The 16,060-nt window shown below is 33.2% G+C and carries 15 protein-coding genes; 4 read left to right on the top strand and 11 right to left on the bottom strand.

Annotated features, from left to right (window positions below):
• Nucleotides 1–234: 234 nt before the first annotated feature.
• Genes rluF through LNQ81_RS10445 form a run of 4 tightly spaced genes read right to left on the bottom strand, consistent with a single transcriptional unit; the run spans nucleotide 235 to nucleotide 3,986 of the window.
• Nucleotides 235–1,188 carry a 23S rRNA pseudouridine(2604) synthase RluF gene (rluF, locus tag LNQ81_RS10460; RefSeq protein WP_229946521.1) on the bottom strand — a complete coding sequence of 318 codons (954 nt, stop codon included), beginning with the start codon at nucleotides 1,186–1,188 and terminating at the stop codon, nucleotides 235–237.
• Between the two features lie 50 nt (nucleotides 1,189–1,238).
• Entirely contained in the window at nucleotides 1,239–2,069 is an 831-nt protein-coding gene (locus LNQ81_RS10455) for an alpha/beta hydrolase family protein (protein ID WP_229946520.1), read from the bottom strand.
• Nucleotides 2,070–2,109: 40 nt separating this feature from the next.
• Nucleotides 2,110–2,889, bottom strand: a complete 780-nt coding sequence (locus LNQ81_RS10450; RefSeq protein ID WP_229949283.1) for a zinc ribbon domain-containing protein — start codon at nucleotides 2,887–2,889, stop codon at nucleotides 2,110–2,112.
• Between the two features lie 2 nt (nucleotides 2,890–2,891).
• Nucleotides 2,892–3,986, bottom strand: coding sequence for a Nif3-like dinuclear metal center hexameric protein (locus LNQ81_RS10445; RefSeq protein ID WP_229946519.1), 1,095 nt, complete (start codon nucleotides 3,984–3,986; stop codon nucleotides 2,892–2,894).
• A 95-nt stretch (nucleotides 3,987–4,081) separates the two neighbouring features.
• Here LNQ81_RS10445 and lpxK point away from each other — a divergent pair, with 95 nt between their 5' ends.
• Both lpxK and LNQ81_RS10435 read left to right on the top strand, forming a co-directional pair.
• Nucleotides 4,082–5,107, top strand: a complete 1,026-nt coding sequence (gene lpxK / locus LNQ81_RS10440) for a tetraacyldisaccharide 4'-kinase (RefSeq protein WP_229946517.1) — start codon at nucleotides 4,082–4,084, stop codon at nucleotides 5,105–5,107.
• Nucleotides 5,079–5,891 carry a purine-nucleoside phosphorylase gene (locus LNQ81_RS10435; RefSeq protein ID WP_229946516.1) on the top strand — a complete coding sequence of 271 codons (813 nt, stop codon included), beginning with the start codon at nucleotides 5,079–5,081 and terminating at the stop codon, nucleotides 5,889–5,891. Before lpxK ends, LNQ81_RS10435 begins: the two co-directional genes overlap by 29 nt.
• Before the next feature lie 446 nt (nucleotides 5,892–6,337).
• Here LNQ81_RS10435 and LNQ81_RS10430 read toward each other — a convergent pair whose 3' ends face one another.
• Nucleotides 6,338–8,113, bottom strand: coding sequence for a MutS-related protein (locus LNQ81_RS10430; protein WP_229946514.1), 1,776 nt, complete (start codon nucleotides 8,111–8,113; stop codon nucleotides 6,338–6,340).
• A 192-nt stretch (nucleotides 8,114–8,305) separates the two neighbouring features.
• Between LNQ81_RS10430 and LNQ81_RS10425 the strand changes: the two genes are divergently transcribed.
• Nucleotides 8,306–9,040, top strand: a complete 735-nt coding sequence (locus tag LNQ81_RS10425; RefSeq protein WP_229946513.1) for a phytanoyl-CoA dioxygenase family protein — start codon at nucleotides 8,306–8,308, stop codon at nucleotides 9,038–9,040.
• A gap of 64 nt (nucleotides 9,041–9,104) precedes the next feature.
• Here the strand turns inward: LNQ81_RS10425 and LNQ81_RS10420 are convergent, their stop codons facing one another.
• Nucleotides 9,105–9,413: a DUF805 domain-containing protein gene (locus LNQ81_RS10420; RefSeq protein ID WP_229946511.1), complete on the bottom strand. Its 309-nt coding sequence runs from the start codon at nucleotides 9,411–9,413 to the stop codon at nucleotides 9,105–9,107.
• Nucleotides 9,414–9,673: 260 nt separating this feature from the next.
• On the opposite strand from LNQ81_RS10420, the gene LNQ81_RS10415 reads away from it, so the two are divergent.
• Nucleotides 9,674–12,046, top strand: a complete 2,373-nt coding sequence (locus tag LNQ81_RS10415) for an erythromycin esterase family protein (RefSeq protein WP_229946509.1) — start codon at nucleotides 9,674–9,676, stop codon at nucleotides 12,044–12,046.
• 50 nt (nucleotides 12,047–12,096) lie between these two features.
• Here the strand turns inward: LNQ81_RS10415 and LNQ81_RS10410 are convergent, their stop codons facing one another.
• The 5 genes from LNQ81_RS10410 to LNQ81_RS10390 all read right to left on the bottom strand — a co-directional run bounded on the left by LNQ81_RS10410 (nucleotide 12,097) and on the right by LNQ81_RS10390 (nucleotide 16,044).
• On the bottom strand, nucleotides 12,097–12,507 hold the full coding sequence (locus tag LNQ81_RS10410; protein WP_229946508.1) for a hypothetical protein: 411 nt from the start codon (nucleotides 12,505–12,507) through the stop codon (nucleotides 12,097–12,099).
• Nucleotides 12,508–12,599: 92 nt separating this feature from the next.
• The gene (locus LNQ81_RS10405) at nucleotides 12,600–13,631 is read right to left on the bottom strand and encodes an alpha/beta fold hydrolase (protein WP_229946506.1); all 1,032 of its coding nucleotides are present in this window, start codon (nucleotides 13,629–13,631) and stop codon (nucleotides 12,600–12,602) included.
• A gap of 116 nt (nucleotides 13,632–13,747) precedes the next feature.
• Nucleotides 13,748–14,989: a hypothetical protein gene (locus tag LNQ81_RS10400; RefSeq protein ID WP_229946505.1), complete on the bottom strand. Its 1,242-nt coding sequence runs from the start codon at nucleotides 14,987–14,989 to the stop codon at nucleotides 13,748–13,750.
• A 58-nt stretch (nucleotides 14,990–15,047) separates the two neighbouring features.
• Entirely contained in the window at nucleotides 15,048–15,488 is a 441-nt protein-coding gene (locus tag LNQ81_RS10395) for a bleomycin resistance protein (protein ID WP_229946503.1), read from the bottom strand.
• A 97-nt stretch (nucleotides 15,489–15,585) separates the two neighbouring features.
• Nucleotides 15,586–16,044 carry an SMI1/KNR4 family protein gene (locus tag LNQ81_RS10390; RefSeq protein WP_229946501.1) on the bottom strand — a complete coding sequence of 153 codons (459 nt, stop codon included), beginning with the start codon at nucleotides 16,042–16,044 and terminating at the stop codon, nucleotides 15,586–15,588.
• Between the last annotated feature and the right edge of the window lie 16 nt (nucleotides 16,045–16,060).

The raw sequence follows: 16,060 nt of genomic DNA, 5'->3' as shown, positions 1-16,060 counted from the left end.
ATAAATAGCATAAATTTAATGCCAATAAACGTCATGATAATAACCTAAAAACAAAACATAACAACATTCAATACTTTAGCAAAATTCACATTTTATTACCTAATAACTTTTATAAACAAAAAAAGTCAGAATTACATATAATTCTGACTTTATACTCAAATTGCACTTTTTAAACTTATTAATTCTAAATAAAATAACAGTAGATACTATTACAAATAAAAAAAGAGAACCTAATTAGTTCTCTCTCCTTCTATTTCTTAATCTTTCGTTCTTTACTTCTTTAGGTTTGTTGGTACTGTCATTTTTTTCTCTATCGAAATTTCGCTTAGGACGTCTATCATTACTATTATTAGCATCACGTCTATTAGAATACTTACCATTACTATCTCGTCTACCAGAATCTTTACCTGTAGTCATACGACGGCGGATACTCTGCTGACTCTCTTCATTTCTATTTAAGCTAGCCTCTTCAGTCATCACAGAAGGCTCTATTAGACGATTAAGCTCGTCTAACTCTTCCTGCTTTAAATTTCTATATGTTCCTACAGATACATCTAGCGAAATATTAATAATACGAATACGCTTTAGAGCGACTACATCATAATCAAAATACTCACACATACGACGAATCTGTCTATTCAATCCTTGCGTTAAAAATATTCGAAACACTGTCTTACTGATAGCTTCTACACGACACTTCTTAGTTACTGTATCTAAGATAGGTACCCCAGCTCCCATACGTTGAATAAAGCGATCTGTAAGAGGTTTGTTAACCGTTACTATATATTCTTTCTCGTGATTGTTCTTTTGACGTAATATCTTATTTACAATATCACCATCATTAGTCATCAGAATTAATCCTTCACTATCCTTATCTAACCTTCCTATTGGGAAAATACGTGTAGGATAATTGATATAATCAACAATATTATCGCGTACGGTAGTATTTGTTGTACATTCTATTCCCACAGGTTTATAGAATGCTAAATAAATATTCTTCTCTTGTTTATTAACTATCAACTGTCCGTTAACGCATATTTCGTCGTCTTCTGATACCTTAGTACCCATCTCTGGTATAACACCATTAACAGTCACTCTTCCTTCATCAATCAATTTGTCCGCTTCTCTACGAGAACAGAATCCTACTTCAGACAAATATTTATTTAAACGTGTTTGTGTTTTTTCCATGCTACAAAATTAGCTTTTTTTATTAGCTATAAAACAATCGCTCCTTATTACTACTTTTTAAAATACGTTAAGATTTTATCGAACACAATAGGATCTTGCACAGAATGTCCAAATCCCTGTGTATAAAACACCTCTATCCCCCTATCTCTAGCCTCCTGATGAAATACCGTACATTCGTCTAGCACAACTGCCTCATCATTTTTATCATGTATTATTAGAACATCTGTAGCTATCTCTTTAATAAAATAACGGCTTGCATACTGATCCATCTTCATATTTATCAAAGACTCTAGATAGACCAACAAGTTATTCTTCAACGACTCTCTATATCCAAGTAAATTATTATAATTATCTATAACACCTTGAAACTTATCTAAGCACCCCATCAAAATAGCTTTCTTAATAAAAGGATATTGACCTACACTCAATTGGTGTAGCAGTGCAAATGCTCCTAAAGAATGTGATACAACGTAGTCAGGTTGATACTTGGTTAAACAGACATCCATAAGTCGTGAATAATCAATCACACTAAGGTTGCTTCCTCCACTTAGTCCCAATCCCATAGAATCAATACAAATATATCGAAACTCAATACCAAAATAAGTAATCATCTGTTCCCATCGACTCGCATTACTCTCCCAACCGTGAAACAACATAACAATAGGTAAAGTGCTATTCTCATTATTCCATAGATAACATTGTATAGTCAAACCATTAAAAACAAAACTAGACCGGTTAGATTGTGCTAAAAAAACAGGTGGCTTATTGGCTTTAAGTTTACCTGTACGAGGTGTAGAGAATAATTTATAAGCAATCGATCTAGCACTTTGAAGCGAAAACAAAGAAATCAAATTAACTAAAAAACCTATACTCTTTATCATATAAATAAAAAAAGCCTCTTATATAAGAGGCTTCCTGATATTACAATTTTGCTATAATAGCTTCAATTTTTTCTCTTTCTTCTTCAGCTAATGCACTATCAACTAAAATACGTCCACTGTGCTCATCCGTAATTATCTTCTTACGAGCAGCTATCTCTACTTGAGTTTGTGGTGGAATAGTGAAGTATGATCCTCCTGATGCTCCACGCTCAATAGACACTACTGCTAAACCATTACGTACTCCATTTCTAATTCTAGTATAAGCTACTAATAAGCGATCTTCGATATCTTGTTTGAATTCTTCTGATTTTTCTAACAATATCTTCTCTTCACGTTCTGTTTCAGACATAATGCTATTTAATTCAGCTTCTTTATGTCCTAAATGCTCTTTTCTAGCATTTAATTTTGTGTCCGTTTCTGAGATAGAAGTCTTTTTGAACTCGATGCTAACTTTCATTTCTTTAATGTGTTTCTCAGCAAGTTCAATTTCTAACTTTTGGAATTCTATCTCTTTTTCTAATGAGTTAAACTCTCTATTGTTTTTTACCTCATTTTGTTGCTCAGTATATTTTACGATAGCAGCTTTAAACTCCTCAATAGCAGCTTTTTTATCCTTGATGCTCGTTTCAATATTACTTAAGTCTATGTTTGATTTCTCTAAACGCTTGTTTAGTCCAGCAACCTCATCTTGTAGATCTTCAACTTCAAGAGGCAGTTCTCCTCTCATATTTCTGATTTCGTCAATTCTTGAGTCAATCAATTGCAGGTCATATAGTGCTCTTAACTTCTCTTCTACTGTTAATTCTTTTTTCTTTGTCATCATTATAAGTAGTTAACTGGATTCGTATTTACTGTTGATAAAATAACTGCAAAAGTAGTTATTTTTTTTGAAAGAAACTCTGTTATATAATTTTTTGTATACCTTTCACTTTCAAAATGACCTATATCAGCTAAAACTATTTGGCTTTCAGCTTGATAAAAGTCATGATATTTCAAATCTGATGTGATAAATGCATCTGCTTTTTGTGACAATGCACTACTTATAGCAAAACTACCAGATCCTCCTAATACAGCTACCCTTTTTATTTTCTTATCTAACAGAGCGCTATGTCTAATACCTCCTGTACCTGTCTTCTCCTTAACCATCTGTAAAAATGCTACCTCATCCATCTCTTCTGCTAACTCACCGATCATTCCCATTCCTACATTCTGAAGTTTATTCTCAAGATTATATATTTCGTAAGCTTTCTCTTCATAAAAATCTAAAGCAAATAAAGCCTTTAAAATCTTACCTTGTAAGTGTTTCTCAAAGACCACTTCTACTTTCACTTCTTCTACTTCTTTATAATTCAACGCTTGGCCTATAACAGGTGTACTCTTCTCATTTCCCCTAAAACTCCCACTTCCTTCAGAAGTAAAACTACACAAATCATAGTTACCTATTGCCCCTGCTCCAGCATTAAACAGTGCCTGTCTAACCTCTTCTGCATTCTCTCGAGGTGCGTAAGTAATCAGCTTTTGAATATAACTCGCCTTGGGGATTAATATACTTGTATTACCTATTCCTAATGTATCACAGAATATCTTGTTCACTCCATCTTGATGATTATCTAAAGCCGTATGAATCGCATAAATAGCAATATCATTCTTTATTGCCTTAATTACAGCGCGTTCTACATAACTCTTACCCGTTATTTTCTTCATTCCAGAGAATATAATAGGGTGAAAACACACTACCATATTACACTTTCTCTCAATAGCTTCCTCAATAACAGCTTCTAAAGCATCATGACATACTAGAATACCTGTAACCTCCTGATTATAATCACCTACTAATAACCCTACATTATCAAAGCCTTCTGCATAAGACAATGGCGTCATTTCTTCTAATACTGGAATAACCTCTCTTAATTTCATTTCTTCTAATTTTATAACGAGTCTATATCTTACATCCATTCTGGAGATTTAAGATATAATTTTCTCAAAGATAAAAAATATAGTAATTTCGTCTTATGGAATTACTGCGAAAATTACTTTTCCCTTTTGCTATCCTATATGGAGGCATAACTTCACTGCGCAATTATCTTTATTTTATAAATGTATTTAAGCGCACATCCTTCTCTATACCTACTATTGTCGTTGGCAACTTAAGTGTCGGTGGTACTGGCAAAACACCAATGGTAGAATATATCATTCGATTACTAAAAGATGAATATCAAATTGCAACATTAAGTAGAGGGTATAAACGCAAGAGTGAAGGTTTTTTCCTTGCGGATCAAAATACAACAATGGAACAGATCGGCGATGAACCATTCCAATATCATCACAAATTTGATAACATAAGTGTAGCTGTGGATGCAAAAAGAGTAAACGGTATCCAAAATATCCTTAAACGTAAAAGCAATACCCAAGCTATCGTGCTTGACGATGCTTATCAGCACTTAGCTGTAAAAGGAGGGTTCAATATATTATTAACAACTTATGATGAGCCTTATTACAATGACTATATGCTGCCAACAGGCAACCTAAGAGAGTCTCGTAGAGGAGCAAGTAGAGCTGATATAATCATTATTACAAAATGCCCAGCAAACTTATCTACTGATAATCAGAAAGTAATCAATAATAAATTAAAACTTAAAACGGGACAATTGTCTTTTTTTACGTATATTGAATTCAGTAAACTTGCATATTCAAAGTCTGATTCAATAACAATAGAACAGTTGAGAAATGAAGAGTTTTTAATGGTTGCAGGTATCGCTAAACCACAAAGCTTTTTTGATCATTTAAAATGTGAAGAAACGATTTGTTTAACATTTCCTGACCATCATCATTTTTCGTCTGCTGATATTGAATTAATTTTGAGCAAAGCAAAAGAGAATAAGATTATTACCACTGAGAAAGATTATGTTCGATTAAACGGATTAATCCCATCAGACAAATTATATTATTTACCAATTCAAACCTCCTTTTTAAACAAGCATGAGGAGTTTGACAAAACAATTTTAAACTATGTGGGATCAAGTACAAGAAACGGTTAAGTATTTAATTGAAAAAACACAATTCAAACCTGAAATTGGAATTGTTCTAGGTTCAGGATTAGGAAACCTAACTGCTGATATTAAAATCGAGCATGAAATTCCTTATTCAGAAATTCCTAACTTCCCAGTATCTACTGTTAAAGGGCATAAGGGAGCTTTAATTTTTGGTACTATTGGTGATAAGAAAGTCGTAGCTATGCAAGGACGCTTCCATTACTATGAAGGTTATGAAATGGCTAAAACTGTATTTCCTATCCGAGTAATGAAATACATGGGAGTAGAAACTCTTATTGTATCTAATGCTTCTGGAGGAGTTAACCCTTCTTTTAAAGTAGGTGATATTATGATTATCACAGATCATATCAACGCATTCCCTGACCACCCATTAAGAGGTCATAATGACGAGCGCTTCGGTCCTCGATTTGTTAATATGAATGATGCATATACTGGAACATTAGTTAAGAAAGCACAAGAAATAGCTAAAGCTAAAAACTTCGATATTAAACAAGGAGTATACTACGGACTACAAGGTCCTACTTTTGAAACACTAGCTGAATATAAGATGGTGCGTATCGTAGGTGCCGACTGTGTAGGTATGTCTACTGTACCTGAGGTAATCGTAGCACGCCACATGGAGATGAAAGTATTCGGTATCTCTGTTATCTCTGATATGGGGAATGAAGAAGGTATCGTAGAAGCTCACCATGAGGATGTTCTTAAAGCTGTAGGAGCCGCAGAACCTGTTGCTCGTGAGCTAATCAATGAGTTAATTAAGACTATGTAATTAGTTTTTTTTATAATGTAATTTTTAGAGATACTTCGTCATTGAAGTATCTCTTTTTTTTGAGCCTGTCGAAGCTAGTATAGTAACATCCATTATAGATTACTATTCTAGTTTAGACAGGCTTTGTTTTTTATAATATCACGCTAGCACATATCATAGAGTTATAAGATAGTATTTGACTATAATCTGCTGTAAACAAAGGCAGATAGCTATGCTAGGATAGTGATAGCAGTTTGGTCGCATAGTGGTCGCGTCAAAAAATAGCAAAACCATACAGCCACTCCCAAAAAACAATAGACCACAACGCTATAATTCAAGATAATACAACCAAATATAACTCTACAATTGCTAATGCCCTTCTTAGTTATAAGTGTACAATCACCTACATTTTAAGCCAAAAAAAAGAGCCATAAATATGACTCTTCATTATCTTTTAGATAGTATAATTAATCTATAATCTCCATTTTTTTCATAATGAAGGTAGCATTCTTATTCTGACAGACTCCATCTCTAATCTTGTAATCAAAATACAAATCATCTTCTTTGATTTCTACTTCGAAGCATTTATTAACCAATATATCAGGAAACTTACTTGTTGTCTCACACACTTCTAAATCATGTGTAGCGATGACACCATAGGTTTTCTCTCTTATTAATTTATGAATCACCCCTATTGTTCCACTTTGTTTGTCATCAGAATTAGTTCCTCTCAGAATCTCATCTAATAATACAAAACACGATTCCTCTCTCACCTGTTCTATAATCATCTTAAGTCTCTTCACTTCTGCATAGAAGTATGATTCACTATCATCTAATGAATCTGTTAATCGCATAGACACAAATAGAGGCAAAGGGAAGAAACTCGCCTTACTAGCACAGATAGGTGCTCCAATACCTGCTAGCACAAGATTGACTCCTATAGTACGCAAGAATGTACTCTTACCAGACATATTAGATCCTGTGAGAATCACAAAACGTTGATTGCTAAATTCGATATCATTACACACTCTTTTTTTCTCATTAAGAAGTGGATGTCCTAACTCTTTAAAACTCATCTTCCCCTCTTCATTAATAACAGGAAAGGTATAATGTCTATTGTTATAAGATAAGTTCGCTAGCGAGTTTAATGCCTCTACTTCTCCTATGATCTCTATAGCCTTAGGTACTAAGTGTCCTTTCTGCCTTTTCCAGTCTAAAAAGCGATAAAGCACATGTACATGATATTGAATAAAGCCATTAAATACGACCATTACAAAGATATTAGCGACAGTCTCCATTTGCTCGAATAATCGAGATAGCACCTTTAATTCTTTACTAGCCTGAAACGAATCTTTATTCAATTCACTGATATACGTTTTCATTTTCTCAGTAGCGAAGTTCTCTCTTTCGATACGCTTTATTATTGCACTACAGCTTTCTATTGTTTCATGTACTTTATCAGCACCACCTAGCTCCTTCTGTATATATCTAATATTAGATAAAGCAATAATCAAGTTTATAGAGAATAAACTCGATATCACATATCCTAGAGCAGATATATTTAGTAGATAATAGAGTACTACAGATACGCCTAATGCCACTGGCAATATATAACTAAGAGCTCTAACAAATTTGCTTATAGATAACACCTCTGTCTCACTCCATTTTTTTAACCTTTGATAAGACTTCTCATCTAGATTAGATAATTTACTATACGCATATATCTCCTGTCTCCATTCTATTTTTTGAGAAAGTTCTTTCACTGCCTCTTGGTTCTCTAATATCTCCTTAGCACTTAATTTCCCTTTTAGCATATCTGCCAACTTTTGCTTACCAATAAAAGTTGCTGTCCTATTTAGATACTGGTAAAGAGATTTGTATCCAAATATATCAAGGTCAAAAGCATAAGGATGTTCTGTAGTCTTAAACTCACTACCATCTTCAAATGGTCTTTCATCTTTCTCTACGAAGTTTAACTCATCTGTATTAATATCTTTAAGCGCTTGCACATAACGCATCTTCCATGAGTAGCTAGCATGTATCTTTAATAAGGCTAAAAATAAAACGATAGCACCTCCTGTAGTATATAGATAAAAAGTATCTGCGTGAGATAGCGCTAGATAAAAGAAGTATATAACAGCAAAAAACACTAATAAACGGATAGCGCCTACCAGTTTATACTTACCTCTAATAGCATTGTATTTAGTATTAAATAATAATTGTCTTTTCTTATAAATTTCCATTGGATGTTAATTGGCTTGAATATTCTCAATAGGTGATTCCAACAAATATACGTTATTAAAAAATATTCAACTGCTTTATTTATGGTATAAAATCAAGAATCTATTGTTTATATTAAGGAATAAATAGAGCAGTAAATCCCCTTTAATTAATGTGAATAACACTACATTAGTCATTTATAAAAACAAGCAACCATGTATCAGAATTCTTATAACAAAAACGGCTATCTATACCTTCCTAAATTCATTACTGAAAAAGAATTAGAACTAATAGAACTGATACTTGATAACTTTCACAAACAGTGGTTGATCAAATATGAACAAGATTATAAAAAAGGACTAATCAACAGTCACAGCCTTACGAGCAGTCCTTTTATTACTATACAAGAAAGGCTAGCATTATTCCAATTCATTACTCAGACTAAGCTTATGGATATCGTCAAGTCTATCTTTCCTGATAAAGCTAAATTCTTAAATACTCAATTGTTCTTTGACCCATATCACAGGGAACAAAAGAATTATTGGCACAGGGATATTCAATATACAGGCCTTTCAATAGAAGAACAACAAGAAAAGATTAAAACAGAAAATGTAGTTCACTTTAGAATCCCACTAAAGAAAGAGAATGGAATAGAAATCATCCCTTCTAGTCATCGACTATGGGATAGCCCTATAGAAGAAGATACTAGGTTATCTCAGCATGGTAGACACCCCAGTGATGCTCTAGAACGAGGGCAAGTGATTAATCTAAACAGAGGTGATCTATTTATCTTCTCTGCGAATAGTATCCACAGAGGGCTGTATGGTGATGAGAGGTTCTCTTTCGATATTATCTATTGTGATGATACACCAGCTTTTAATGCATTTATAGATCCTAAAAATCAGCCTACTGAAGAAGAGTTAATTCTTCTAAACAACAGTGTATTCTAAGAGTCTGTCCTTTATATGAAGGAACTAAAAAAGATGTAATGATACAATATTCATTACATCTTTTTTAGCTTTCTATTGGCTCTGATACAGGCTTAGTCACTTTTATCTCTCTGGATAACATACCTAACCAGGTTCTAAAACTAAACTGCTCCCATCCCTTCTTACCTAAATCATGACAACGTCTAGTCCCCTTGCCGAAAAGATAAATATGTAGCCCTATAAAAACAATTAGAAATAGTATTCCGAAAAAAGCCCCACTTAATCTCGCAAACAGTGAAAAGCTTAAAAACAACAGCGCAAAGTAAGTTACTAAACTTATGATATATGCCTTTCTGTTGATTGTCCCTTTATAAGAAAATGTATCTTTAATCACAATTATTCCGTTTATTTTGAAGCGTCAAATTTAAGTAAAAACTAGTGAAAAATTCACTCCCATTATATAAGTAATAGGTAGACTTATTTATGATATAATAAAGTTTTGTTTAGGTATACTGACTGTAAATATTTTAATCCCAAACAATATGACACCTTATGGCAAATATGTTAAACAATCAAACAACACTTTACAGTTAAACAATAAGAACCTTATATTTAGTGTTATATCTATAACCAACTAGAAACAAACACCATAATATGAGATTTTTATTCACCTTACTAATGGCTTTAGCAGTCACCATGACTAAAGCGCAAGAGTTAATAATACAGCCACTGCTTCCTCCAGATAGTAAGGAACTAACAGACCTGTCTTTCCTTAAAGAAGAGCTCAAAGACAAACAAATCGTCATGCTAGGAGAACAAACACATATGTATGATAATATCTTTGAGATGAAGATAAGAGTAGTTGAATACCTACACCAAAAAATGGGGTTTACTACTTTCGCTATGGAGTCTCCTGTATATGATATATGGAAGATGAATCAACAGGGGTTTAATACTGATGCGTTTAATCAAGCTATATTTGATACATGGAGTAAAAGTCAAGAGTTTCAAAGATTAGTTAAATATATAGAAGATAATAACCTAAAGGTAATAGGATATGACCCGCAAATCCTAAATGAGGATATCTTCATAGAAGACTTTTTTACTTATCTAGAGCAACAAAAAATAAGTTTAAAGATTGACTCAGATGACTTCGGTATCGCATTAGAGGCATTGCTAGCTACTTATAAATACGATAATCAAGATATCAAGTTTACTGCTTTTGAAAAAGAGCTTAAAAGAATAATTACTGCCATAGAGAAGTTACCTCAAACAGACACTAATCTTACTTGGGTACAAATCACTAAAGGTCTTCTAAGCACTGCACAATCAGCCAATGATACGAAAGAACCTATTATGACAAGTGACCTTACTTCTAAAGATCACAACTATCGCGATAAGCAGATGGCGGATAACTTAATACAGTATATCAAAAGACATCCTCAAGAGAAAATCATAGTATGGGCTGATAATATCCATGTTATGTACAGTACCCCTAATAGTGGAAATGTACAGGCAAGAGCGTTCATCTCTATGGGGCGACAGATAAAAGATTATTATAAAGAGAAAGTATTTAGTCTAGGTACATTACATGCCAATGATTCCCTATTCGATACAGGGACACGTACATTACATGCTACTCCTATTCAAGAAGGTTCTTTTGAAGATCAGTTACAGAAGTTACATACTCCTTATCTGTATATTTCTTCTAATCAGGAAGCAATGCATCGACCTATAGACACAAGGCTACTTCACTTCGTAGATTATACGAAGGAGAGATTAGACTTGTTTCACGATGGTTATATATTTCTAAATACTGCTTCACAAGCAGAACGAAAAAAGATAAAGAAACAAGATGCCCAAAACAATGTAATTACTCCTTCTAAAGAAATCAAACAAGAACAAGGTTCTTTTAAAGGGCAACTATTAGATAAAGACACTCAACAGCCTATCGCCTTTGCAACTATCATTTTAGTAGAACAAGATATCTATAGAGTAACGGATGACAATGGATATTATGAACTACCTTTTGACCCTAAGGCAAAAGGTAACTCTACACTAGAGATACAAGCTCTAGGGTATGATAACTATAGTGTATCCTTAAATGAATTAGCTTCTGTTATCTCCTTAGAAGCAAACTTTGACATACTCGATGAATTAGTTATCACCAAACAACTTACTCCAAAAGAAGTACTCCGCCTTGCCATCAAAAAGAAAGCTGAGAACCACCCTACTGAACCATTTAACTTCACTAGATTTAGTCATGAATTAATCTATAAGAACGATACTAAAATATTTGACCTTGAAATGATAACTAAAGATTATCAGAAAACTTATTTAGGCTTACACAGAACAACTTTTGAGGTACAACAAGTAAAATGGAACAATAGGGGTATTAAGAACATAAAAAATACAGACCATATTTTTAGAGGCAGAGAGAATCCTATTCAATACTCTAATATATTGCACAAAAGAAAATACAAGAAATTTAAACTTTCGTTTTTAGAATCAAAAGATCCTAATGATAGTAACTTATATGTTATCGCATTTGAAACAGAGAGAGAGGGGTGGAATTACACTAATAAAGTTGATCCCTCTAAATACTCAGGTAGAATTTATATTAATCAAGATAATTATGCCATCGTAAAAGTGGTTGAAACATGGGAATCATCATTAGATGCTGATTATTTAAAAAGTAAGTATAAACACAATTCTAATATAGAGCGTATTGCATTAAGGACTGCTAAGGAAGAAAATATCAGCGTATTCAAAGATCTCCTCAATAATGGTAAATACTATGCTACTAACTTCTTCTATAGATCCTTTAGTGAAGAAACTTATCAAAATGGAGAAAAACATAATTTCACCAACTCTAATGACTCACATTTATTTGATTTAAAAACAAATGACGTCAAATTCATAGAATATGAATTTAAAAACAAAAGCAAAACTTTACTAGATAGAGTTTCTTACGATGAGGACTTTTGGAACAACTTCTACAAAGAAAACCCTCAGTATAAACCATAATTAAGTTAATCAAAAAGAGGCTGTAATTCCATTACAGCCTCTTTTTATATCTATTTCGTAATTACGATCATCCCAAAATCACCTTTTTTATAGCCATACATCACATCTGTCTGTTTTGATTTCTCGAAGCGTATTTCTTTTACATCTTCTACTTTTAACAAGGCTAAGTCTCTTGACTTCATCATTGTATTTCCATCTCCTTTTTTATCTATTACCACTACACTAAAATCCCCAGATTCTATAGTAGGTATAGCTCCCTTGTGATATAACTTACAAGTATTAATATAAAGATCTTCTACATACTGCTGTAGAGTAAGTTTATTACCAAGGGTTATTTCTTCTTTAGATTGATATAAAGAAGCTAAACTGTCATTTATACTTGTGTTTTTGTCTTGTGGATTTTGTCCAATACAGAATGTAGTAACACATAGTGCCACTACTATATATCTTAAATGTCGCATGAGGTATAGAGTGAAATTATAAAGCTCTAATTTACTCTATCAATTCTTAATATAATGATAAAGATAAGGTATTGAAATGCTAATTAAATCAACTATTGCTTTAGCACCCAGTCCACTATTTTTTGTTTAGGCTCTTGATGGATTTCATAACTTTCTCCATCAGCAAAGAAATGATTCTCTCCTTCTAATACTTCTATTGTTATATTCTGATTATGAAAATTCTTTAGCAATTCAACATTACTGACAGGATCTACTAATACGTCTTGATCCCCTATCATATAGAACATTGGTATAGCGATCTTTCTATACTTATCCTTATTGTCTTTTGCTACTAAATCTTTTTCTGCACGTCCTATTAGAAATCGAAATCTCGTTTTAGTTTTCTTATCTGTATATCCTATCTCCTTCATCTTTTTCTTATACCTCTTCCAATAATTCTTATCATCCTTAATTGAAATATAATAATCCGCTAATTCGTTATACACCTTTTCTTTTTCTTCTTGAGTATCATACGCAAAGTAATCTTGAAAACCATTCTCCTTTTGTCTTAGTTGGTATAGAAACATCTCTTTACCAGAAACAACAGGTGATGATAACATCACTAAAAAATCAGGATCGAAAGAATGAGCATAAGCATCCATAATAGCAATCCCTCCCATGCTATGACCTATAACACCGATCTTTTTATCCTTTAACTCTTCTTTCTTCTTTAACATCTGAAAGGCAGAAGCTAATTCTGCACCCATTATAATAGGACTATATGACATATCTCCACCTCCTGTTCCTCCCGAATTTCCCTTCTCTCTTTCATCATATCTAAATACAGCTACATTGTGATCTAATAAGGCTTCTGCTAAATAGCTATGTGTATTACGCGTATTATATCCTGTACCTGGTTTAATAATCACTACTTTATCGAAGCCTGTCTTAGGTATGATCAAACTTCCTTCAAAAGAAACGCTATCTATCTTCTCTTTCCAATGAAAGGCAGGTACATTAAATTTAATCGTAGTAAAAGAATAATTGTCTTTTTTAGGAACATAGGTTTCTAAGTCAGTTTTAGCATTCTGTCCTATACACATCGAAGTAATCAGTAGAAAACTGTATAGAATTAAGTGTTTCATAATTATAAGTTTTAGTTAAGTGTTCTTTAGATAACTACTTAACTAAAAACTTTAGTATAAAACAAAGCTACTTTAACATATAGTAAAGTAGCTTTGTTCATTCTTATATCAAGTGATTACCATACTAATACGCTATCCTCATTCTTCCAAAGTAACAAACGGAAGTCTTCATAAATATCAGCAGTACCAATAGTATGTGTATCTCTTACAGGCTTATTCAAAGTCAACTTGTGTAATATACCTGCATGTGTACCTACATATAGTGTCTTCTCATCCTCTGATAATACGATTCCACTTATGGTAGAACCTAAGAAGTGTTGCCACAGTTCTCTTCCGTCTTTATGTACTGCTCTGATATATCCATAAGCATCTCCTAAGATATAGTAGTCATTAAAAGCTACACCAGCATACACACGCATTCCTTCATCTAATATTGTAATATCCTCATGATCATCCCAACCTGGTATATCCATTCCTTCTAACTTATCACCATCTACCCCTATCGATATCCCATTATAAAAATGACAAGAGTTAGTCAATAATTGTTTATCATCTTTAGTAAACAAACAATAATGTGGGTATTCAGTTTGTGGACCTACTGATCCTACTTTATTCCCTTCACTGTCCAAAACGATGTGATCGCTACACTGTTCTCCTAATACAATGTACTTATTATCATGAGATACAGTAGCATGATCCATAGATAATCCATTGTTTTCTTCCCCTTCTCCTAGTATTGGAAACAACAGTTTCTCTTCTTTAGTATTTAATAAATAAATTCCCTCTGAAGAGATGAACAAGACTTTCTGCCCATTATTAAAAGGAATAAGTCTTGTAATTCCTATATTAGCTAAAGTATCTAATCTAAACTCTGCTATAATTTCTCCTTCCCATCCTTGACGAGTCACTATCTTATCTGCGTATGCTGTCGCATAAACAAGGTTGCGCATAGACTGTCCGATGCTTTTAATCTCTTTATCTAATGCAACTACTTCTGTTCCTTTTACTATATATGCTTGTCGCTCTTCATAAGAAGTCCCTTGTATAAAAGCAACGCAATCTTCTGCTATATAACAAATATCTCCTATATACCCACCCTTATTGTCTAACATAGATGTTACAGGAGCATGTGCAGGAGCAAACTCTTCTCTAAAAGCAGCTACTGTACCATTTGCATTAGCTTCTCTTAATAGCTTAATAACTGCTTCTCCTATCTTACCTCTAGTATCTACAGCTTCCTCTCCTTCCCAATTATCCCATCCGTGTTCATTACCAAAAGCTACCATCTCATTAATATCCTTAGCGTATTTCGCTCCTTTTAAGCTCCACTCACGTTGCAACTCTTCTCTTGTTTTCATGTTTTATTCGTTTTATTAATGGCTAAAATACACTCTTAAGATCATTTACTTAATACCTTTATTCCGCTATTTTACGTTCACCTAGATTCTCTATCAATCTCACTAAATATCCATCAGGATCTTGTACTAAGAACTGCTTCTGACCGAACTCTACATCTTCTGCTCTATACCAACGCTCTTCTACATCAATAAATAAAGTATAATCAGCTTCCTGAAGTCGTTTTAGAATAGGTGCTATAGTATTTACTTCTATCTGAAAGTTTATCCCTCTACCATAAGGTTTCTCTAATACCCCCGTCTCCCACTCTCTGTCACTTGGATTATATTGCTCTAACATTATCTGGGCTTCTCCTAATCCTAAATAAGCGAAGTTCTCCTCAGGACGATCATACATTATCACAAAGCCAATTACTTCACACCAAAAATATAAACTTGCTGTAATATCTGATATCACCAACTCTGGCACTAAGGCTGCCCACTTTACATCTTGACTTCGCATAAATTATCTTTTTGAGTAAAAATACAACTTATTAGGTACAAAAAAAGCTACCTTTCAGGTAGCTTATATCATTCTAGAACTAGTATTCTTCCTCTTCCTAAAAAGAGAACTCGCTCCACACTAATTCCCAAAATGGATTATCTAAATCAAAATGCTCATTATACAATCTCTCTATTTCTTCTTTAGAAAACTCCGATTCTGTCAAATAAATCATATACTTCAAACATTCTTCAAACTCATCTAAAGAATTTGCTACTAATAATGGTTCCCATTTACCTGCTCCATGCTCTGCAAAATAAACAGGAAATCCTTTCTCTTCTTCTGTAATATCTATCCAATAAGGATCATTAGCATAACCACTACATATTACATACCAATTGGGATGAAAGTCACCTTCCAGAGTTCCAGTGATACCCCTTCCTTCAACACTATTAAATTTATACCCATCTTGAAAACTTTCAATATCACCATTTTGAGGATAAAAATGAGGCATAAAATAATGAGTACATTCTAGTTTGCTATTTATAAAATCTCTGATTGCTTGTGGAAACACCATATTAATCTTTTTATGT

The organism is Myroides oncorhynchi (assembly GCF_020905415.1).
In the GTDB taxonomy this organism is placed as follows: Bacteria; Bacteroidota; Bacteroidia; order Flavobacteriales; family Flavobacteriaceae; genus Flavobacterium; species Flavobacterium oncorhynchi_A.
The sequence above is the reverse complement of the archived record's forward strand: the minus strand, read 5'-3'. Positions and strand labels throughout refer to the sequence as shown.

Excerpts from the sequence above, each read along its gene's own strand:
- rluF (WP_229946521.1), bottom strand. The coding sequence starts at position 1,188 with ATGGAAAAAACACAAACACGTTTAAATAAATATTTGTCTGAAGTAGGA.
- LNQ81_RS10455 (WP_229946520.1), bottom strand. The coding sequence starts at position 2,069 with ATGATAAAGAGTATAGGTTTTTTAGTTAATTTGATTTCTTTGTTTTCG.
- LNQ81_RS10450 (WP_229949283.1), bottom strand. The coding sequence starts at position 2,889 with ATGACAAAGAAAAAAGAATTAACAGTAGAAGAGAAGTTAAGAGCACTA.
- LNQ81_RS10445 (WP_229946519.1), bottom strand. The coding sequence starts at position 3,986 with ATGAAATTAAGAGAGGTTATTCCAGTATTAGAAGAAATGACGCCATTG.
- lpxK (WP_229946517.1), top strand. The coding sequence starts at position 4,082 with ATGGAATTACTGCGAAAATTACTTTTCCCTTTTGCTATCCTATATGGA.
- LNQ81_RS10435 (WP_229946516.1), top strand. The coding sequence starts at position 5,079 with ATGTGGGATCAAGTACAAGAAACGGTTAAGTATTTAATTGAAAAAACA.
- LNQ81_RS10430 (WP_229946514.1), bottom strand. The coding sequence starts at position 8,113 with ATGGAAATTTATAAGAAAAGACAATTATTATTTAATACTAAATACAAT.
- LNQ81_RS10425 (WP_229946513.1), top strand. The coding sequence starts at position 8,306 with ATGTATCAGAATTCTTATAACAAAAACGGCTATCTATACCTTCCTAAA.
- LNQ81_RS10415 (WP_229946509.1), top strand. The coding sequence starts at position 9,674 with ATGAGATTTTTATTCACCTTACTAATGGCTTTAGCAGTCACCATGACT.
- LNQ81_RS10410 (WP_229946508.1), bottom strand. The coding sequence starts at position 12,507 with ATGCGACATTTAAGATATATAGTAGTGGCACTATGTGTTACTACATTC.
- LNQ81_RS10405 (WP_229946506.1), bottom strand. The coding sequence starts at position 13,631 with ATGAAACACTTAATTCTATACAGTTTTCTACTGATTACTTCGATGTGT.
- LNQ81_RS10400 (WP_229946505.1), bottom strand. The coding sequence starts at position 14,989 with ATGAAAACAAGAGAAGAGTTGCAACGTGAGTGGAGCTTAAAAGGAGCG.
- LNQ81_RS10395 (WP_229946503.1), bottom strand. The coding sequence starts at position 15,488 with ATGCGAAGTCAAGATGTAAAGTGGGCAGCCTTAGTGCCAGAGTTGGTG.
- LNQ81_RS10390 (WP_229946501.1), bottom strand. The coding sequence starts at position 16,044 with ATGGTGTTTCCACAAGCAATCAGAGATTTTATAAATAGCAAACTAGAA.